The 20,484-nt window shown below is 71.4% G+C and carries 15 protein-coding genes; 9 read left to right on the top strand and 6 right to left on the bottom strand.

Annotated features, from left to right (window positions below; all coding sequences use genetic code 11):
• Positions 1-191: 191 nt before the first annotated feature.
• Positions 192-1,394, bottom strand: coding sequence for an FAD-dependent oxidoreductase (locus tag ACFYZ8_RS41040; protein WP_359032300.1), 1,203 nt, complete (start codon positions 1,392-1,394; stop codon positions 192-194).
• A 73-nt stretch (positions 1,395-1,467) separates the two neighbouring features.
• Entirely contained in the window at positions 1,468-2,706 is a 1,239-nt protein-coding gene (locus ACFYZ8_RS41035) for an ATP-grasp domain-containing protein (RefSeq protein ID WP_388541523.1), read from the bottom strand.
• 275 nt (positions 2,707-2,981) lie between these two features.
• On the opposite strand from ACFYZ8_RS41035, the gene fahA reads away from it, so the two are divergent.
• The 8 genes from fahA to ACFYZ8_RS40995 all read left to right on the top strand — a co-directional run bounded on the left by fahA (position 2,982) and on the right by ACFYZ8_RS40995 (position 12,405).
• Positions 2,982-4,217, top strand: a complete 1,236-nt coding sequence (gene fahA, locus ACFYZ8_RS41030; RefSeq protein WP_388541444.1) for a fumarylacetoacetase — start codon at positions 2,982-2,984, stop codon at positions 4,215-4,217.
• A 154-nt stretch (positions 4,218-4,371) separates the two neighbouring features.
• The gene (locus tag ACFYZ8_RS41025; RefSeq protein WP_388541441.1) at positions 4,372-5,313 is read left to right on the top strand and encodes a M56 family metallopeptidase; all 942 of its coding nucleotides are present in this window, start codon (positions 4,372-4,374) and stop codon (positions 5,311-5,313) included.
• A 193-nt stretch (positions 5,314-5,506) separates the two neighbouring features.
• Positions 5,507-6,292, top strand: a complete 786-nt coding sequence (locus ACFYZ8_RS41020; RefSeq protein WP_388541437.1) for a GntR family transcriptional regulator — start codon at positions 5,507-5,509, stop codon at positions 6,290-6,292.
• Between the two features lie 32 nt (positions 6,293-6,324).
• Positions 6,325-6,552, top strand: coding sequence for a ferredoxin family protein (locus tag ACFYZ8_RS41015; RefSeq protein ID WP_018568287.1), 228 nt, complete (start codon positions 6,325-6,327; stop codon positions 6,550-6,552).
• Between the two features lie 16 nt (positions 6,553-6,568).
• A complete protein-coding gene (locus tag ACFYZ8_RS41010) occupies positions 6,569-7,906 on the top strand; it encodes an ABC transporter substrate-binding protein (protein ID WP_359032305.1) in 1,338 nt (445 codons plus the stop codon).
• A complete protein-coding gene (locus ACFYZ8_RS41005) occupies positions 7,903-8,793 on the top strand; it encodes an ABC transporter permease (RefSeq protein WP_388541432.1) in 891 nt (296 codons plus the stop codon). Before ACFYZ8_RS41010 ends, ACFYZ8_RS41005 begins: the two co-directional genes overlap by 4 nt.
• The gene (locus ACFYZ8_RS41000; RefSeq protein WP_388541429.1) at positions 8,777-9,574 is read left to right on the top strand and encodes an ABC transporter ATP-binding protein; all 798 of its coding nucleotides are present in this window, start codon (positions 8,777-8,779) and stop codon (positions 9,572-9,574) included. The genes ACFYZ8_RS41005 and ACFYZ8_RS41000 overlap by 17 nt, the downstream gene beginning before the upstream one ends.
• Before the next feature lie 11 nt (positions 9,575-9,585).
• Complete coding sequence (locus ACFYZ8_RS40995) at positions 9,586-12,405, top strand: fumarate reductase/succinate dehydrogenase flavoprotein subunit (RefSeq protein WP_388541426.1); 2,820 nt, start codon at positions 9,586-9,588, stop codon at positions 12,403-12,405.
• A gap of 57 nt (positions 12,406-12,462) precedes the next feature.
• On the opposite strand, the gene recQ is transcribed toward ACFYZ8_RS40995, so the two are convergent.
• A complete protein-coding gene (gene recQ / locus ACFYZ8_RS40990) occupies positions 12,463-14,469 on the bottom strand; it encodes a DNA helicase RecQ (RefSeq protein WP_388541520.1) in 2,007 nt (668 codons plus the stop codon).
• Between the two features lie 221 nt (positions 14,470-14,690).
• On the opposite strand from recQ, the gene ACFYZ8_RS40985 reads away from it, so the two are divergent.
• The gene (locus ACFYZ8_RS40985) at positions 14,691-15,236 is read left to right on the top strand and encodes a hypothetical protein (RefSeq protein WP_388541423.1); all 546 of its coding nucleotides are present in this window, start codon (positions 14,691-14,693) and stop codon (positions 15,234-15,236) included.
• Positions 15,237-15,295: 59 nt separating this feature from the next.
• On the opposite strand, the gene nuoN is transcribed toward ACFYZ8_RS40985, so the two are convergent.
• Genes nuoN through nuoL form a run of 3 tightly spaced genes read right to left on the bottom strand, consistent with a single transcriptional unit; the run spans position 15,296 to position 20,483 of the window.
• Complete coding sequence (nuoN, locus tag ACFYZ8_RS40980) at positions 15,296-16,945, bottom strand: NADH-quinone oxidoreductase subunit NuoN (RefSeq protein WP_359032310.1); 1,650 nt, start codon at positions 16,943-16,945, stop codon at positions 15,296-15,298.
• Positions 16,942-18,513, bottom strand: coding sequence for an NADH-quinone oxidoreductase subunit M (locus ACFYZ8_RS40975; protein ID WP_388541420.1), 1,572 nt, complete (start codon positions 18,511-18,513; stop codon positions 16,942-16,944). Before ACFYZ8_RS40975 ends, nuoN begins: the two co-directional genes overlap by 4 nt.
• Positions 18,514-18,518: 5 nt before the next feature.
• Positions 18,519-20,483, bottom strand: a complete 1,965-nt coding sequence (gene nuoL, locus ACFYZ8_RS40970) for an NADH-quinone oxidoreductase subunit L (RefSeq protein ID WP_388541418.1) — start codon at positions 20,481-20,483, stop codon at positions 18,519-18,521.
• Position 20,484: the final 1 nt, after the last annotated feature.

Genomic DNA, 20,484 nt, shown 5'->3' with positions numbered 1-20,484 from the left:
CCGGCCTGCCCGTCGCGGGACGCCGGGACCCCGCCGCCCGTACGCGGACCGCAGGCCGTACCGGACCGCACCGCACCGCGCGGACCCCAGGGGCCGGCCCAACTCCGGCCTCGGCGAGGACACCACCCCGGGCTCCGGCGAGATCGACGCTGCCGTCGACCGGCGCTGGAGGGTCTCAGCCGCCCGTGGGGCTACCCGTGCGCCGCCGCCAAGTGCCGTGCCAGTCTCGGGGAGGCGAACTCCGTGCCGCACACGAAGCGCATCACCGGGCCGTAGGACGACGCCGCCGGCAAGCCGGTGAAGTACAGGCCGGGGACGGAGGAGACATAACCCGCGCCGAGCCTGGGCGTGCCCCGGCTGACGGCCAGCGCGGTGCGCAGTTCGTGGCCGAGGAAGCCCATCGCGGCGAGGTCGACGCGGTAGCCGGTGGCCGCGATGACGTGGTCGGCGGCGAGGCGGTCCATCGTGCCGGAGTGGGTGAGGACCTCCAGGGCCGGGTGGCCGTCGGCCGTGTCCGCCTTGAGGATGCGGTTCACCTCGGTGACCTGGACCTTGCCCTCGAAGCGGTCGCGCAGCCACCACGCGCCGAGCGGGCCGAGGACCCGTCGGACCAGGTAGTGGCGGGCGCCGGCCGGGAGTCGGCGGTAGGGGTGCGGGTAGTAGGTCAGGGCCCACAGCGACCAGGCGCGGCCGAAGGGCGACTCGGGGCGCAGCCTCGGCTGCTTCCAGGGCGGTGCCCCGAAGTCCACACTCCCGCGTCCTCGGGCGACCACCCTGACCTGCGCGCCCGCCTCCGCCGCGAGGACGGCCGTCTCCAGCGCGGACTGGCCGGCGCCGACGACGATCAGCTCCTTGCCGGAGTAGCGGGTGAGGTCGTGGTGCTGGGAGCTGTGGGAGAGCGGGCCGGTGGGGGCGGGGCCGTCGGGCGCGGCGGCGGCCAGCTCCGGGGGCAGGTGGGAGAGGCCCGACAGGCCGGTGGCGACGACGACCGCGCGTGCGGTGAACGACTCCCCCGAGTCGAGCTTGAGCTGGAAGCCGCCCCGCTCGCTGCGGTCCACGGACACGACCCGCACCTGTTCGAGCTCGGGCACCAGCTGCTGCTGGAACCACCGGCCGTAGGCGATGAAGGTCTCCACGGGGACGATGTCCTCGTCCGTCACCAGCCGGGGGATGCCCGCCGCGTCGCAGTAGTCGACGAGGGTGTGGCCGCGTTGCGGCGCGTCGAGGTTGGAGGCGGCCGGCGTCGACTTGAGGAGCATGCCCGCGGGCATGTGGTCGCGCCAGCTGACCATGGGGTCGCCGAAGACGCGCACGGGTATGCCGCGCGCCCTCAGATGGGCGGCGGTCGACAGGCCGAAGGGCCCGGCGCCGATGACTGCTACCGGTTGGATCACGAAGTCCCTCCCCAGGACGTCACGTCGTCACTTCGTGGTGGTGCCGTTGGCCGGCCGGCCGCGTGCTGCCACGTCAGCCGGTCGCGCTGCCGCGGCGGCTGGTACGCCACAGCTGGTAGAGATGTTTCGCGCCGGGCCGCACGAAGCGGCCGAGCATGGTGAGGAACGGCAACGGGTCGTCACCCGCGAGCCAGGCCAGTTCGGTCCCGCTGGGCCGCGCCGGCGCGTGCGGTGTCGTATAGCCGCTGCGGCGGTAGGCGAGCAGGGCGGGCAGGTCGATGTTCTCCACGACATAGCGCCGGCCGGCCCGCTGTTCGCCCTCCGGAACGGCCCGCCCCGTGAGGTCCAGGTGCAGGGCGCGGACGACGTCCACCCCCGACTCGCTCTCGAAGAGCCGGAACTGGGCGCCCATGCGGGGGTTGAAGTCGAGCAGTTTGTACTGGCCGTCGCGCCGGTCGAAGCGCAGGTCGAGGTCGATGACGCCGGTGTAGCCGATCTGTTTGATGAAACGTGCGGCGAGGTCGGCGAGTTCCGGGTTGTCGACGACGTACGCGTTGGCCGTCATGCCCGCGTGCGGCGGCCAGGAGCGCACCTTGACGCCGGTGAACAGGGCCAGCGGGGTGGAGTTGGCGTCGAAGTAGGCGTGCACGATCCAGTCCTCGGCCTCCTCGCGGGGCAGGTACTCCTGGAGGATCACCCCGGGCCGCTCGCCCCAGTCACGGGCGAGGGCGAGCAGCCCTTCACGGGTGGCGATGCGCGTGGTGCCGCCCACGGCCGGCCGGGTGCGCCGTACGAACGCCTCGCGGTTCTTGGCCACCACCGGGAAGCGGGCCTTCTCGGCGAAGGCCACGATGTCGTCGTACGACTGCGGGAAGGCGGCCTCGGGGCTCGCGATCCCGTGTTCCGCGCACAGTTCGTGCAGGCCCTGTTTGCTGGCCAGCCGGCGGGTCAGGCCGGGCTCCACGCGCGGGAAGAGGAACCGGCCGAGGAGGTCGTTCTGGTGCTCGGCGATCAGGACCGCCGCCTCCTCGTCGGTCGGTACGAGAACGGCGGGGCGGCCGATGCGGCGCCCGATCCGGATCAGCCCCTCCACCAGCCGGCCCGGGTCCTCGGTGCCGGTCGTCGGCCAGACGAACGCGCGGGTGAGATAGCGGGAGGCGGCCGCGGGTGTGTAGGGGTCCTCCGTGATGGCGTACATGGGTACACCGAGGCGGCCCAGACTGCGGATCGCGCCGACTCCGCCGTGGTGCAGCGGATAGTCGCCGAACTTGACGATCAGGGCCGGGACCTCGCGGTCGGCCTCGAACGGCACACTGCTAGCGCTTTTGGCCACGATCCCCCCACGCGTCCCCCGACGGACGCGACCCCACCCATCCCGTCCGTGCCTCGCAAAGGACGCTAAGCCGGAATGCAAGCCTCCGAGTATCCCGTACCAGGACATTGCGAACTCTTTAGCCATATTGCTAGCCCTTTAGCCACTCCCGCGACCGGCGCCCCGGACGTAACGTGTGGCGCGACCACCCGGACCGCCACGTGTGCCGCGACCATCCGGTCCGCCCGGCACGCGCGAGAGTGAGGCAGCACCCCATGCCCCCCTTCGATGTCCCCTACGACGTGCCCGAGGGCGACCCCTTCGGCCCGCACAACCTCCCCTACGGCGTCTTCTCGCCGGCCGGCTCCTCCGACCGGACCGTCGGCGTCCGGCTCGGCGGCCACGTCCTGGACGCGGGCGCGGCGGCCGCCGCCCTCGGCTCGCCGTACGTCTCCCTGCTCGCGCAGCCGTCGTTGGGACCCTTGCTGGCCGCCGGCCGCACGGCCTGGTCGGACGTGCGGCGCGCGCTGACCGGGTGGGTGACGGTGCCCGCGCACCAGGAGGCGATCGCGGGCTTCTTCCACCCGCTGTCGTCGGTCGACCTCCACCTGCCCTTCGAGGTGGCGGACTACGTCGACTTCTACGCCTCCGAGAACCACGCCCGGAACGTCGGCCGGATCTTCCGCCCGGACGCCGCGGACTCCCTGACCCCCAACTGGAAGCACCTGCCGATCGGTTACCACGGCCGCGCGGGCACGGTGGTGGTCTCGGGGACGGATGTCGTACGGCCGTCGGGCCAGCGGAAGGCTCCCGCGGACGCGGCTCCCGTCTTCGGCCCTTCCGTGCGGCTCGACATCGAGGCGGAGGTCGGCTTCGTGGTCGGGACGCCGTCCGAACTCGGCCGGCCGGTCGGCCTCGGCGACTTCCGGGAGCACGTCTTCGGACTGTGCCTGCTCAACGACTGGTCCGCGCGGGACATCCAGGCCTGGGAGTACGTCCCCCTCGGCCCGTTCCTCGGCAAGTCCTTCGCCACGTCGGTGTCGGCGTGGATCACCCCGCTGGACGCCCTGGAGGAGGCCCGGGTGGCGCCGCCGGAGCGGACGCACGAGCTGCTGCCGTATCTGGACGACACCGCTTCCGACGTGGAGCCGGGCGGCTACGACCTGCGGATCTCCGTCGCGATCAACGGTCATGTGGTGTCGGAGCCGCCGTTCTCCACCATGTACTGGACGGCGGCCCAGCAGCTGGCGCACATGACGGTGAACGGCGCCTCGCTCAGGACGGGCGACCTGTACGGCTCGGGGACGGTGAGCGGGCCTTCCGAGGGCCAGCGGGGGTCGCTCCTGGAGCTCACCTGGAACGGACGGGACGCGCTGGAACTCCCGGACGGCAAGCGGACGTTCCTCGAGGACGGGGACGTGGTGACGCTGTCGGCGTGGGCTCCCGGCCCGGACGGGGTCCGGGTGGGCCTGGGAGAGGTCGTGGGACGGGTGGTCTCGGGGGGCGTGTGAGGCGTCCGGAGCTGTCCGAGTCCTGCCGCGGGGCGCCCGCTCACGGCATACTGGCGGCGGGCGGCACACGTGGGACGACGTGCCGGCCGCCCCGCAGCGCCTCACCACACAGCCCCACCTCCCCTGTCTCCGATCAGGATCCGGAGCCCGTGGCATGACTTACTGCCTGCTCCTGCTGAGCACCGTCGCCGTGGCGGCCGCCGTGCCGGTGCCGCGCGCGCTCACCCGGGCCGCGTGGCCCGAACGGGAACCGGTCGTCGGGCTGTGGGTGTGGCAGTGCCTGGTCGCCACCGTGCTGCTGTGCTGTCTCACCGCGCTGGTCCTCGGGGCGGCGGCGGTCTTCCACACGGTCCGCGACCATGTCTTCGCCCCCGCGCCCCCGGCCGTGACCGCGGCGTACGACCTGTCGGCCGTGCCGGTCTGGGCGGTCACGCTGACCCTGCTGCTGGCGGCGGGGGCCGGCTGGACCACGGCGATGCTGGCCCGCGAACTGGTCGAGGCCCGGCGGCGCCGCGGGGCCGCCCGTGAGCATCTGCGGGAGCGCGCGCCGGATCTGCCGGCCGGGCTGGGCGCGGCGACGCGCGGTCCGCTGCTGGTGCTGGAGGACGAGTACCCGGACGCGTGGTGGATGCCCGGGAATCCGCCGCAGCTGATCGTGACGACCGGCGCGCTGCACCGGCTGACCGACCACCAGCTGGACGCGGTCCTCACCCATGAGCGCGGCCACGCGCGGGCCCGCCACGACTGGCTGCTGCACCTGTCGACCGCGCTGGCCACGGGGTTCCCGCGGGTCCCGCTGTTCGCCCACTTCTGCGACCAGACACACCGGCTGGTGGAGCTTGCGGCGGACGACACGGCGTCGCGGCGGTGCGGGCATCTGACGACGGCGTTGGCGCTGATCGAGCTGAACCAGCACCGGGGGGTGCTGTCGTGTGCGTCCAGTCATCGGCTGCTGGGTGAGCGGGTGGAGCGGTTGCTGGAGCCGCCGCCGAGGTTGCTGCGCAGGCAGAGGGCGCTTACGTCTGCGACGGCTGCGCTGGTGCCGTTGCTGCCGTTGCTGATCGTTTTTGGGCCGGGGTTGTCGGCGCTGGCATAGGGGTTGTTCGTCGGCTGTCGGCAGGTGGGGGTTGCTCGCGCAGTTCCCCGCGCCCCTGGGTGGGTCCACTCAGGTGGCACATCTCGTCCCGCAGCGCTGGAAAACGCAGGTCAGGAACGGATCTGTCACCGCATCAGGTGGCGCAACAATCCGGCAACACAGGTTTTCCTACCGGCTCGGTATGGTTCCAGCCATGCCACCTACCGACCGTATCCGGGACCACGCCGGCCAGGGCGCGACCACCGTCGCCGCCCGTGCCCGGCGCCGGCTGCGTGCGGACCAGGCACGGCAGCTCGCCGATCTTCTGCGCCACCAGGTCCTCACCGGTGGCTTCGAGGACGGCGCCCTCCCCCACGAGACGATCCTCGCCGCCGACTACCGCGCCTCCCGCAACACGGTCCGCCAAGCCCTGGACCTGCTCCGCGCGGAAGGCCTGGTGGAACGCCTGCCCGGCGTCGGCACCGTGGTCGTCGGCCAGAAGTACCCCCACGGCCTGGACCGTCTCATGGGCCTCGCGGAAACCCTCCGCGAACACGGCACGGTCACCAACGAGGTCCGCACCATGGGCCCCGCCCCCGCCCCGCACCCGGTGGCCCGGCGCCTCCAGGTCGATCCCGGCACCGACGTCCTCTACATCGAACGTCTGCGCCGCCTGAACGGCCTCCCCCTCTCCCTCGACCTCACCTACATCCCGCTCGACCTCGGCACCGCCCTGCTCGGCGCCGACCTGGAGAACACCGACGTCTTCCGCCTCCTGGAAGCCATCACCGGCCAGGGCCTCGGCCACGCCGAGATCACCCTGGAGGCGGTGAACGCGGACGCGCACTCCTCCGCCGTACTGGAAGCCCCGCGCGGCGCCGCCGTCCTCATGCTGGAACGCCTCACGCACCTCGCCGACGGCCGCCCGGTCGACCTGGAGTTCATCCGCTTCCGCGGCGACCGCATCACCATGAGCGGCCTCCTGCACCGCGCCCTGTAGACCCCCCTGCTCGCACATTCCTGGAGACAGCCATGCCCTTGGCGCCCCAGCGGGCCGACGTGCCCGTGACCATCGACGAGTCGAAGTGCATCGACGGCTGCACGCTCTGCGTGGACATGTGCCCGCTGGACTCCCTGGCCATCGACACCAGCAGCGGCAAGGCCTACATGCACGTCGACGAGTGCTGGTACTGCGGCCCGTGCGCGGCCCGCTGTCCCACCGGAGCCGTCACGGTCAACATGCCCTATCTGCTCCGGTGAGAGGCCCCGAACTCCCATGAAACACAAACCAGTTGTCGCCACCCTGCTGTTGCTGGCGCCGCTGACGGCCTGCGGCAGCGCCCAGGCGGGCGACAGCTCCACCGTCACCGTCACCGTCGGCTACCAGTCCAAGACCATCAACACGGTCACCGCCGGCACCCTGCTGCGCTCCCTCGGCTACTTCGAGAAGCAGTTGAACGCCCTGCACGACGGCCACACCTACAAGGTCGACTGGCAGGACTACGCCACCGGCGCCCCGATCACCGCCCAGATGACCGCCGGGAAGATCGACATCGGCTCGATGGGCGACTTCCCGCTCCTCATCAACGCGGCCCGCGGCAAGCAGCTCGGCAAGCCCACCCACCTGGTCTCGGTCACCGGCTACAACCTGCGCGGCGGCCTGAACACGATCGTCACCTCCCCCGACTCGAAACTCGCCTCGCTCAAGGACCTGAGCGGCAAGAAGGTCTCCACCAGCGTGGGCTCCGCCGCCGACGGCACCCTCGTACGCGCTCTCCAGCGGGCCGGCATCGACCCCGACAAGGGCATCGAGAAGCTCAACCAGCAGCCGGCGGTGGGTGCCTCGGCCCTCACGGCGGGCAGTACGGACGCGCTCTCCCAGTTCGTCGCCTGGCCCGGACTGCTCACCTACCAGGGCAAGGCGAAGGCCCTCTACGACGGTGCCGAGCTGAACCTCCCCACCTTCCACGGCGTCACCGCCCGCCAGGACTTCGCCGAGAAGCGCCCGGCGGTCCTGGAGGCGTTCCTGAAAGCTCAGGCCGAGGCCACCGACTACCTCAACGGCCACCCTGTCGCCGCAGCCGAGTCGGTCGCGAAGGCCACCGGTCTGCCCGCCGAGGTCGTCTACCTCTACAACGGAGCCCACGGCATCTCCACCTTCGACCCGGCGGTCAAGCCCCGGCTGATCTCCGCGCTGAAGGACGACGTCTCCGTACTGAAGGCCGCCAAGCTGACCGGCGACATCGACGTGGACTCCTTCGTCGACGACCAGTACCTCAAGAAGGCCCTCGGCGCCGGCTACGCGAGCCGCCTCGCCTCGAAGCCGCCCGCCTCCGCGAGCGAGGTCTGGCCCAAGGGCGCCTCCGCGACCCGCGGCTTCAAGACGCCCGCCGAACTCCTGGCGTACGTCTCCGCGCACAAGGACGGCATCCGCGCCGCCTACGTCCCCGACGCCACCACCGGCACCCTCTGGTTCGCCGACAAGGCGGTCTGGGTTGCCGACGGCGACCGGCTCCTGCCCTTCGTCGCCCCGGAAACCGCGCGGGCGTACGTCCTGGCCCACGGCGGCGCCCGGGTCGTCACCTACGCCGACGCGCTGGAGCGGGCGTCGTGAGCCGGCCCCTCCCGAAAGCCGGCCGGTACGCGCTCAGGGCGGCCTCGCTGGCGGTCGCCCTCGGCGTGTGGCAGCTGCTGACCAGCCTCGACGTCGACCTGTGGCTGCGCTTCTCGCAGTTCCCCACGGTCACCGAGGTGGCGAGCACCTTCGCCGACCGCCTCTCCGGTCCCGACTACTGGACCGACCTCACCGACAGCCTCACCCGCATCCTCACCGGCTTCCTCCTCGCGGCGGTGCTCGGCGTGGCGACGGGCGTGCTCATCGCGCGCTCCCGCCTCGCCGAGGACCTCCTCGGCCCGGTGCTCGAAGTCGTCCGGCCGATCCCCGCGATCGCCCTGGTCCCGGTCGCGATCCTGCTCTTCCCCTCCAACGAGCAGGGCATCGTCTTCATCACCTTCACCGCCGCCTTCTTCCCCGTCCTGGTCTCCACCCGGCACGCGGTCCGCGCGCTGACCCCCGTGTGGGAGGAGGCGGTGCTGACCATGGGCGGCGGGCGGTGGCGGATCCTCGCCTCGGTCGTCCTGCCGGGCGCCTTGCCCGGCATCTTCGGCGGTCTGTCCGTCGGCATCGGCGTGTCGTGGATCTGTGTGATCTCCGCCGAGATGATCTCCGGCCAGTACGGCGTGGGCTACCGCACCTGGCAGGACTACACCGTCGTCGACTACGCGGGCGTCTTCGTCGGCATGGTCACCATCGGCGTCCTCGGCTGGCTCACCTCCACGGCCGTGGAACTGCTGGGCCGCCGCCTGACGCGCTGGCTGCCGAGGACGTCGTACGTCGCCGGGCCCCGGCCGAGGACACCGCGCGCCGCGACCCCGGCGGCGCCCCTTCGTGAGGGACCCCGAACCGAGGCCCAGGAGGCACGCGATGAGCACCTCGTCTGACACCGTCGACACCGTCGTCGATACGGCGGCCCAGGCACCGTCCGGCTCACGCGGCACCCGCCTCACGCTCCGCGGCGCCATCCTCGGCCGCCCCGGCGCACCCGTGGTGACCGGCGTCGACCTGGACATCGCGCCCGGTGAGATCCTCACCGTCGTCGGCTCCTCCGGCTGCGGCAAGTCGACGCTGCTGCGCACCCTGGCGGGCCTGCTCCCCCTGCTCTCGGGCGAGGCCGCCCAGGACGGCCGGCCCCTGACCGGCCCCGGTGCCGAACGCGCCCTGGTCTTCCAGGAGGACGCCCTGCTGCCCTGGCGCACCCTGCGCGCCAACGTCGAACTCCCCCTGGCCGTCAAGGGCCTGCCACGCACCGAACGCCGCGCACAGGCCGAGTCCTGGCTGGACCGGGTCGGACTCGCCGACCAGGCACGGCAGTTGCCGCACCGCGTCTCCGGCGGGCAGCGCCAGCGCGCCCAACTGGCCCGCGCCCTCGCGGGAGCACCCCGCGCCGTCCTCATGGACGAACCCTTCGGCGCCCTCGACGCCCAGACCCGCGCGGGCATGCAGGACCTGCTGGTGGAGGTGCTCCGGGGCACGGGCGCGACCGTCGTCTTCGTCACCCACGACGTGGACGAGGCCCTCTTCCTCGGCGACCGCGTGGCACTCCTCGGCGGCGGCCGCCTGACCGCCGTACGCGACGTGCCGCGCCCGCGCGACCGCACGGCCCACGACGATCCCGCGCGCGTGGCACTGCGGCGCGACGTCCTCTCCTCGCTCGGAACCTGAAAGGCCCCCCGGTGACCACGCCCTCCTTGAACACACCGTTGGAGATCCCCGCCCTCACCGACGCCGAGGAGATCCGCTGTGACGTCCTCGTCGTCGGCGGCGGCACCGCCGGCACCATGGCCGCCCTGACCGCCGCCGAGCACGGCGCGGACGTCCTGCTCCTCGAGAAGGCCCACGTCCGCCACTCCGGTGCCCTCGCCATGGGCATGGACGGCGTCAACAACGCGGTCATCCCGGGCCGCGCCGAGCCCGACGACTACGTCGCCGAGATCACCCGCGCCAACGACGGCATCGTCGACCAGTCCACCGTCCGCCAGACCGCCACCCGCGGCTTCGGCATGGTGCAGCGCCTGGAGTCGTACGGCGTGAAGTTCGAGAAGGACGAGCACGGCGACTACGCGGTCCGCCAGGTCCACCGCTCCGGCTCCTACGTGCTGCCGATGCCGGAGGGCAAGGACGTCAAGAAGGTCCTGTACCGGCAGCTGCGGCGGCGCGAGATGCGAGAGAAGATCCGCATCGAGAACCGGGTCATGCCGGTGCGCGTCCTGACGGCCCCCGAGGACGGGCGTGCCGTGGGCGCGGTCGGCTTCAACACCCGCACCGGCGCGTTCGTGACGGTCCGCGCGGGCGCGGTGATCCTGGCGACCGGCGCCTGCGGCCGCCTGGGCCTGCCCGCCTCCGGCTACCTGTACGGCACCTACGAGAACCCGACCAACGCCGGCGACGGCTACGCCATGGCCTACCACGCGGGCGCCGAGCTCACCGGCATCGAGTGCTTCCAGATCAACCCGCTGATCAAGGACTACAACGGCCCCGCCTGCGCGTACGTCGCCAACCCCTTCGGCGGCTACCAGGTCAACCGGCACGGCGAACGCTTCGTCGACTCCGACTACTGGTCCGGCCAGATGATGGCCGAGTTCGCGGCCGAGGTCGCCTCCGACCGGGGCCCGGTGTATCTGAAGCTGAGCCACCTCCCCGAGGAGTCGATCTCGTCCCTGGAGTCGATCCTGCACTCCACGGAACGGCCCACCCGCGGCACCTTCCACGAGAACCGCGGCCACGACTACCGCACCCACGACATCGAGATGCACATCTCCGAGATCGGCCTGTGCGGCGGCCACTCGGCCTCCGGCGTCCGCGTCGACGACCACGCCCGTACGACCGTCCCACGCCTCTACGCCGCCGGCGACCTGGCCTGCGTGCCGCACAACTACATGATCGGCGCGTTCGTCTTCGGCGACCTCGCGGGCGCGGACGCCTCCCAGTACACGCCCTACGAAGGGGAGTTGCCACCCGACCAGCTCCGCGAGGCGCACGAGCTGATCTACCGCCCGCTGCGCAACCCGGACGGCCCCCCGCAGCCCCAGGTCGAGTACAAGCTGCGCCGCTTCGTGAACGACTACGTGGCCCCGCCCAAGTCCGGCGCCCGTCTCTCGCTGGCCCTGGAGTCCTTCGAGCGGATGCGGGACGACATCGCCGCGATGGGCGCCCGCACCCCGCACGAGCTGATGCGCTGCGCCGAGGTCTCCTTCATCCGCGACTGCGCCGAGATGGCGGCACGCGCCTCCCTGGCCCGTACGGAGTCCCGCTGGGGCCTCTACCACGACCGTCTCGACCACCCTCATCGCGACGACGCCTCCTGGTTCCACCACCTCGACCTGCACAAGTCCCCCTCCGGTGCGATGGAGTTCACGGCCCGGCCCGTGGCTCCCTATCTGGTCCCGATCGACGAGTTCACCCCGGTCGGCGGCCCCTCCCGGCACCTCGGCGAGGTGCACGCCGAGGATGTGGCAACGGCCGGTGCGCGAGACCGGGCGCCGGTGGCGGCGGGGGTGGGCCTCGGGGTGGGCCCTGGCGCGGGCCCTGGCGTGGGAGCGAACTCGCTGCCGACGGGGAGGGGGCCCCTCCCCCCTCCCCACCCCACCCCCACCCCCGAGAACTCCTCCGCCCGCCTCCTCGAACTCGTCGCCCTCGCCGAGGACGAGCCCGAACTCGACGCCCTGCGGCCCTACTTGACCGACCCCGCGCCCGCCGTCCGGCGTGAGGCCGTGGCTGTGCTGACCGAGACCCTGCCCCCGGGTACCGGCCCCGCCCTCGCCCAGGCGCTCCGGGATCCCGCCCCCGAGGTCCGCGCCGCCGCGGCCGCCTCCCTGCGCGAGCTGGTGGAGACGCTCCCGCCCGAACCCGCCCTGCGCGACGGTCTGGCCGCCGCCCTCGCCGAACCGGACCCCGTCGTCCGCGCCGCCTCCCTCGACGTCCTGCGGGCCCTGCGCCTCGGTGACACGGACCTCTTCGCCGGGGCCCTCACCGACGCGGAGATACCCGTCCGCATCGAGGCCGTCCGCGCTCTCGTCTCGGTGGACGCCGCCGAGGAGCTCGCCCGCGCGGCCAGCACCGACCCGTCCCGCGAGGTCCGCGTGACGATCGCCAAGGCTCTGGCGACGGTGTGGGCCCAACGCCCGCTGGACGCCGCCCTCGACGCCCTGACCCGTCTCACCGAGGACCCCGACGCCCTGGTGCAGGGGGCCGCCTACGGAGCGCTGGGCACCACCGGCTGCGCCGCGCCCCTGGCCGCCCGCGCCGTCGCCGCCCTGTCGGCCTCCGCGTGGCAGGTCCGCTCGGGTGCCGCGACGGCACTGTCCGCCGCCGATCCGGACGTGGCCGTCCCCGCGCTCGCCAAGGCCCTCGCCGACCCGAACGCCGACGTCCGCAAGGCCGCCGTCCTCGCCCTGACCCGCCACACGGCCACCGCCGACGCCCGCGCGGCCCTTGCCACGGCGACGTCGGACCCGGACGCGGACGTCAGGGCGTACGCGGCGCGAGCCCTGTGAGGTGACGTGAGGGCGTGCGGCACAACCGCCGCACCCCGCGCCGGAGCCCGGCGGCGGCTATATCCAGCCGTCCTCGGGCTCCGGATCCGCGTCCATCTCGGGCCAGTGGTCCGCGCCGGGATCCGTGTCCCCGGCCGGGCTCGGTGTCTTCGCGGCCGTACGGTCGTCCGTCAGTTCGGCGAGCACCCCGATCACGCCCTCCCCGTACGTCGCGAGCTTCTTCTCTCCGACCCCGCCGACGCTCCCGAGCTCGGTCACCGATGTGGGCCACACGGTGACGATCTCCCTGAGTGTGGCGTCGTGGAAGATGACGTACGCCGGGACGCCCTGCTCACGGGCCTGCTCGGCGCGCCAGGCCCGTAGCGCTTCGAAGGCCGGGACCAGCGCCTCGGGCAGCTCGGCCACCGCGGCCTTGGTCCTGCCCCGCCCGGACGAGGACGAGGAGCCGGCCTTGGCGCTCGCCGGCTTCTTCGGTTCCTTGCGCAGCGGGACCTCCCGCTCCCGCCGCAGCACCGCCCCGCTCGCCTCGGTCAGCACCAGCGTGCCGTACTCCCCCTCGACCGCGAGGAGCCCCTGGGCCAGCAACTGCCGTACGACACCTCGCCATTCGCCCTCGGAGAGCTCCTCGCCGATGCCGAACACGGACAGCTGGTCGTGGTCGAACTGGATGACCTTGCCGGTGCGCTTGCCGAGCAGGATGTCGACGATCTGCACCGCCCCGAACTTCTGTCCGCGCTCCCGCTGGAGCCGCACGATCGTGGACAGCACCTTCTGGGCCGCGACCGTGCCGTCCCAGGTCTCGGGCGGGGCGAGGCAGGTGTCGCAGTTGCCGCAGCCCGTCGGATCCGGTTCCTGGCCGAAGTAGTTCAGGAGCTGCCCGCGCCGGCACTGCGCGGTCTCGCACAGCGCGAGCATCGAATCCAGGTGGGCGGCGGCCCGGCGCCGGAACGCCTCGTCGCCCTCGCTCGACTGGATCATCTTGCGCTGCTGTATGACGTCGTTGAGGCCGTAGGCCATCCAGGCCGTGGAGGCCAGTCCGTCACGTCCGGCGCGGCCCGTCTCCTGGTAGTAGCCCTCGACCGACTTGGGCAGGTCGAGGTGGGCCACGAAGCGAACGTCCGGCTTGTCGATGCCCATGCCGAAGGCGATGGTCGCCACCACGACCAGGCCGTCCTCGCGCAGGAAGCGGGACTGGTGGGCGGCGCGGGTGCCCGCGTCCAGGCCCGCGTGGTACGGGACCGCCTCGATGCCGTTGCGGGAGAGGAACTCGGCGGTGGCGTCCACCGACTTGCGGGAGAGGCAGTACACGATGCCCGCGTCGCCCGCGTGCTCCTCCCGCAGGAAGGCGAGGAGCTGCTTCTTGGGGTCGGCCTTGGGGATGATCCGGTACTGGATGTTGGGCCGGTCGAAGCTCGCCACGAAGTGCCGGGCCGTCGGCATGTTGAGCCGCTGGGTGATCTCCTCGTGGGTGGCACGCGTGGCCGTCGCGGTGAGCGCGATCCTCGGGACGTCCGGCCAGCGCTCACCGAGCACCGAGAGCGCCAGATAGTCGGGCCGGAAGTCGTGGCCCCACTGGGAGACACAGTGCGCCTCGTCGATGGCGAAGACGGCGATCTTGCCGCGGGAGAGCAGGTCCTGCGTGGCGTCCAGGCGCAGCCGCTCCGGCGCGAGGTAGAGCAGGTCCAGCTCTCCGGACAGGAACTCGGCCTCCACCACGCGGCGCTCGTCGAAGTCCTGCGTGGAGTTCATGAACCCGGCGCGCACGCCGAGCGCCCTGAGCGCGTCCACCTGGTCCTGCATGAGCGCGATGAGCGGTGAGACGACGATGCCCGTGCCGGGTCTGACCAGGGAGGGGATCTGGTAGCACAGCGACTTGCCGCCGCCGGTCGGCATGAGGACGACGGCGTCCCCGCCGGCCACCACATGCTCGATGATCTCTTCCTGCTCGCCGCGGAAGGCGTCGTATCCGAAGACCCGGTGCAGCGTGGCCAGTGCCTCGCTGTCGCTCGTGTCCGGTGTCCCGGTGATCCCTGGCATCTCGCTGATACCGCCCATCCCGCGCATAGTCCCGTCCCCCGTACGTCGTCCCTCGACCACTGCCTCCACGATAGGGGCCGGGACCGACAGCGCCGGAGTTATCCACAGGCCGGGCCGATGAGGTGATGTGGTCATTCGATCGGCCGCTGTCACCTGGCGCACCCGTTCGAGCGTGGACATGCTGCTCGGGCGGGCTGGGGAGGTCCGCCTCTCTCCCTTCTCCCTCCAGCACCTCAAGGAGAACCACGATGGCCCCCCGGCCTCTGAAGGCAGTCCTCACCGTCGCGGCGACAGTGGCCTTCTCACTGACCGCCGTGCCCGCGCAGGCGGCCGACCCGGACCCGTTCGTCTGGACGGAGCTGACCACGGCGTACACGGAGACCGGCCAGTACGGCTATGAGCCGTTCGTGTCGAGCGACGGCTACGCCCGCACCGACGAGTGCGTGCCGCATGTGGGCTACCGCTATGTCAACGCGGCTTACACCGGCAGCCTCGACCCGGGGGAGCCCTCTGCCCTGCTGTACGAGGACGGGCCTCGCGGCCGTGAGCTGACCGCGGTGGAGTGGGCCGTCGCGGACACCGGGCAGGCGGCCCCGGAGCTGTTCGGCCAGAAGTTCGACGAGGGGCAGCAGCCGAACCAGTTCACGCTCCGCGCCTGGATCTACAAGAAGAACCCCAGCGGGTTCTTCCACCCCACCCACCCCGACGTGACCTGCGGTCCCGCCGCGGAACCGAGCACGCCCCCGGAGGCCGGCCTGCTCGCGGACATCGACTGGACCGGCCTGGTCACCTGAGCACGGCGAAAGGCCCCGGTTCCCTCTCCGGGAGCCGGGGCCTTCGTACGGAACTCAGGTCACCGCACGAACACTCCCGCCTGGTTCGCCAGGTCCAGGAAGTACTGCGGCGCCACACCGAGGACCAGCGTGACCGCGACGCCGACCCCGATCGCCGTCATCGTCAGCGGTGACGGCACGGCGACCGTCGGGCCGTCCGGGCGCGGCTCGCTGAAGAACATCAGCACGATCACGCGGATGTAGAAGAACGCGGCGATCGCCGACGAGATCACACCGACCACGACGAGCGGCGCCGCGCCGCCCTCCGCCGCCGCCTTGAACACGGCGAACTTCCCGGCGAAGCCGGAGGTCAGCGGGATACCGGCGAAGGCCAGCAGGAACACCGCGAACACGGCCGCCACCAGCGGCGAACGACGGCCGAGCCCCGCCCACTTGGACAGGTGCGTGGCCTCACCGCCGGCGTCGCGGACCAGTGTGACCACGGCGAACGCGCCGATCGTCACGAAGGAGTACGCGGCCAGGTAGAAGAGGACCGACGACACACCGTCCGGAGTGGTCGCGATGACACCGGCGAGGATGAACCCGGCGTGTGCGATCGAGGAGTACGCCAGCAGCCGCTTGATGTCGGTCTGTGTGATCGCGACGATCGCACCGCCGAGCATGGTGACGATCGCGACGGCCCACATGACCGGCCGCCAGTCCCAGCGCAGGCCCGGCAGGACGACGTAGAGGATCCTCAGCAGCGCGCCGAAGGCGGCCACCTTGGTCGCCGCCGCCATGAAGCCGGTGACCGGGGTCGGGGCGCCCTGGTAGACGTCCGGCGTCCACATGTGGAAGGGGACGGCGCCGACCTTGAACAGCAGGCCCATGACGATCATCGCCGCGCCGATCAGCAGCAGCGCGTCGTTGCCCATGGTGTCGGCGAGTGCCGGGTCCACGGTGGTGATCGTGCCGTCGACGACCCGCGCGATCGTGCCGTAGGACACCGAGCCCGCGTAGCCGTACAGCAGGGCGATGCCGAACAGGGTGAACGCGGAGGCGAACGCGCCGAGCAGGAAGTACTTGACCGCGGCCTCCTGCGACATGAGCCGCTTGCGGCGGGCCAGCGCGCACAGCAGGTACAGCGGCAGCGAGAAGACCTCCAGGGCCACGAACAGCGTCAGCAGGTCGTTGGCGGCCGGGAAGATCAGCATGCCGGCGACGGCGAAGAGCAGCAGCGGGAACACCTCGGTGGTGGTGAACCCGGCCTTGACGGCCGCTTTCTCGCTGTCGCTGCCCGGCACGGAGGCGGCCTGCGCGGCGAACGAGTCGACGCGGTTGCCGTGCGTCTCGGGGTCGAGCCGCCGCTCGGCGAAGGTGAACAGGCCGACCAGTCCCGCCAGCAGGATCGTGCCCTGGAGGAACAGGGCCGGTCCGTCGACGGCGATCGCGCCCATGGCCGCGATGCCCGCCTTGGTGGTGGCGTATCCGTCGGTGGCCAGGGCGACGACCGCCGCGAAGGCGGCGCACAGGGCCACCACGGAGACGAACAGCTGGGCGTAGTAACGGGACTTGCGCGGGACGAAGGCCTCGACCAGCACTCCGATGATCGCCGCGCCCACGACGATCAGGGTGGGTGACAATTGCCCGTATTCGATCTTCGGCGCGTCGATCTTGGAGATCGGGTCGGCCGCGGTTGTCCACAGGCTGTGGACGGCTACTGCGCTCACTTGGCCGCCTCCACCTCGGGCTTGGGGTCCTTCTTGTGTACGTCGGACATGGTCGACTTCACCGCCGGGTTCACGATGTCCGTGACGGGCTTCGGGTAGACGCCCAGGAAGATCAACAGGACGACCAGCGGGGCGACGACCACGAGCTCACGCGCGCGCAGGTCGGGCATCGCGGAGACCTCCTGCTTCACCGGGCCCGTCATCGTCCGCTGGTACAGGACGAGGGTGTAGAGCGCGGCGAGCACGATGCCGAAGGTCGCGATGATGCCGATCGCCGGGTAGCGCGCGAACGTGCCGACCAGGACCAGGAACTCGCTGACGAAGGGCGCGAGGCCCGGCAGCGACAGGGTGGCGAGTCCGCCGATCAGGAAGGTGCCGGCGAGCACCGGGGCGACCTTCTGGACACCGCCGTAGTCGGCGATGAGCCGCGAGCCGCGCCGGGAGATCAGGAAGCCGGCCACCAGCATCAGCGCGGCCGTCGAGATCCCGTGGTTGACCATGTAGAGCGTCGCGCCGGACTGGCCCTGGCTGGTCATCGCGAAGATGCCCATGATGATGAAGCCGAAGTGCGAGATCGACGCGTAGGCCACCAGGCGCTTGATGTCCCGCTGGCCGACCGCGAGCAGCGCCCCGTAGATGATGCTGATCACCGCGAGGACGAGGATCACGGGCGTCGCCCACTTGCTGGCCTCCGGGAAGAGCTGGAGGCAGAAGCGGAGCATCGCGAAGGTGCCCACCTTGTCGACGACCGCCGTGATGAGGACGGCTACCGGTGCGGTGGCCTCCCCCATCGCGTTGGGCAGCCAGGTGTGCAGCGGCCACAGGGGCGCCTTCACCGCGAAGGCGAAGAAGAACCCGAGGAACAGCCAGCGTTCGGTGTTGGTCGCCATGTGGAGCGAGCCGTTGGCGCGCGCCTCGGCGATCTCCTGGAGGCTGAAGTTCCCGGCGACCACGTAGAGGCCGATCACCGCGGCCAGCATGATCAGACCGCCGACCAGGTTGTAGAGCAGGAACTTCACGGCGGCGTACGAGCGTTGGGCCGCCGCGTGCTCGTCGGAGCCGGCGTGGGCACGGTCCCCGAAGCCGCCGATGAGGAAGTACATCGGGATCAGCATGGCTTCGAAGAAGATGTAGAACAGGAAGACATCGGTGGCCTCGAAGGAGATGATCACCATCGCCTCGACGGCCAGGATCAGGGCGAAGAAGCCCTGCGTCGGCCGCCAACGCTTGTTGCCGGTCTCCAGCGGGTCGGCGTCGTGCCAGCCCGCGAGGATGATGAACGGGATCAGCAGGGCGGTCAGCGCGAGCAGCGCCACCCCGATGCCGTCCACGCCCAGTTCGTAGCGGACCCCGAAGTCGGCGATCCAGGCGTGCGACTCGGTGAGCTGGTAGCGGTCGCCGTCCGGGTCGAAGCGGACCAGGACGGTGATCGCGAGGGCGAGTGTGGCGAGCGAGACGAGCAGCGCCAGCCATTTGGCCGCGGTGCGCCGCGCGGCCGGCACGGCGGCCGTGGCGATGGCCCCGATCGCCGGGAGCACCGCCGTCGCTGTCAGCAGAGGAAAGGACATCGGTATCAGACCGCCCTCATCAGCAGGGTCGCGGCGACGAGGATCGCCGCGCCGCCGAACATCGAGACCGCGTACGACCGCGCGAAGCCGTTCTGCAGCTTGCGCATCCGCCCGGAGAGCCCGCCGACCGAGGCCGCCGTGCCGTTGACCACGCCGTCGACCAGGGTGTGGTCGACGTAGACCAGGGACCGCGTGAGGTGCTCTCCGCCGCGGACCAGGACGACGTGGTTGAAGTCGTCCTGGAGCAGGTCGCGGCGGGCGGCCCGGGTGAGCAGCGACCCGCGCGGGGCGACGACCGGGACCGGGCGCCTGCCGTACTGGAGCCAGGCGATAGCGACGCCGACGACCATGACGGTCACCGTGGCCGCCGTGACCGTGGTCGCGCTGATCGGAGCGTCTCCGTGGCTGTGCCCGGTGATGGGCTCCAGCCAGTGCAGGAAGCGGTCGCCGATGCTGAAGAACCCGCCCGCGAAGACCGATCCGAAGGCCAGCACGATCATGGGGATCGTCATGGACTTGGGGGACTCGTGCGGGTGGGGCTCGGCGTGCTCACCGTGGTGCTCGGCGGCGGGCTCGGCGCTCGGGGCCTCCGGGGAGCGGGTGGGCTGGTTCTTCCAGCGCTCCTCCCCGAAGAACGTCATCAGCATCACGCGCGTCATGTAGAAGGCGGTGATGGCCGCGCCCAGCAGAGCGCATGCCCCGAGGATCCAGCCCTCGGTGCCGCCCTTGGCGAAGGCCGCCTCGATGATCTTGTCCTTGGAGAAGAAGCCGGACAGGCCCGGGAAGCCGATGATGGCGAGGTAGCCGAGGCCGAACGTCACGAAGGTGACCGGCATGTACTTCCGGAGGCCGCCGTACTTCCGCATGTCGACCTCGTCGTTCATGCCGTGCATGACCGAACCGGCGCCGAGGAAGAGGCCGGCCTTGAAGAAGCCGTGCGTCACCAGGTGCATGATCGCGAAGACGTAGCCGATGGGGCCGAGGCCCGCGGCGAGGACCATGTAGCCGATCTGCGACATGGTCGAGCCGGCCAGCGCCTTCTTGATGTCGTCCTTCGCGCAACCGACGATCGCACCGAACAGGAGCGTGACGGCACCGACGACGGTGACGACGAGCTGGGCGTCCGGGGCGAGGTTGAAGATGTTGGCGGAGCGGACGATCAGGTAGACGCCCGCGGTCACCATGGTCGCGGCGTGGATGAGGGCCGAGACCGGGGTCGGACCCTCCATCGCGTCCCCGAGCCAGGACTGCAGCGGGACCTGGGCGGACTTGCCGCAGGCGGCGAGCAGCAGCATCAGGGCGATGCCGGTGAGCGTGGCCTGGGATGCGCCCTCGACGAGTCCGGGCTTCTCATGGGAGCCGAGGACCGGGCCGAAGGCGAAGGTGCCGAAGGTCGTGAACATCAGCATGATCGCGATCGACAGGCCCATGTCGCCGACGCGGTTGACCAGGAAGGCCTTCTTGGCGGCGGTGGCCGCGCTGGGCTTGTGCTGCCAGAAGCCGATCAGCAGGTAGGAGGCGAGACCGACGCCCTCCCAGCCGACGTAGAGCAGAAGGTAGTTGTCGGCGAGGACGAGCAGGAGCATCGCCGCGAGGAACAGGTTCAGATAGCCGAAGAAGCGGCGGCGGCGCTCGTCGTGCTCCATGTACCCGATCGAGTACAGGTGGATCAGCGAGCCGACGCCGGTGATCAGCAGCACGAACGTCATCGAGAGCTGGTCGAGGCGGAATGCGACGTCCGCCTGGAAGCCCTCGACCGGCACCCAGCTGAACAGGTGCTGGGTGAGCGTGCGGTGCTCGGCGTCCTTGCCCAGCAGGTCGGCGAAGAGGATGGCGCCGAACACGAAGGAGGCGCCGGCGAGCAGCGTGCCGATCCAGTGGCCGACGGCGTCCAGCCGCCGGCCGCCGGTCAGCAGGACCGCCGCTCCGAGCAGAGGCGCCGCGATGAGCAGCGCGATGAGGTTGTCCACG

This window comes from Streptomyces sp. NPDC001668 (genome assembly GCF_042893155.1).
Lineage (GTDB): Bacteria > Actinomycetota > Actinomycetes > Streptomycetales > Streptomycetaceae > Streptomyces.
The sequence above is the reverse complement of the archived record's forward strand: the minus strand, read 5'-3'. Positions and strand labels throughout refer to the sequence as shown.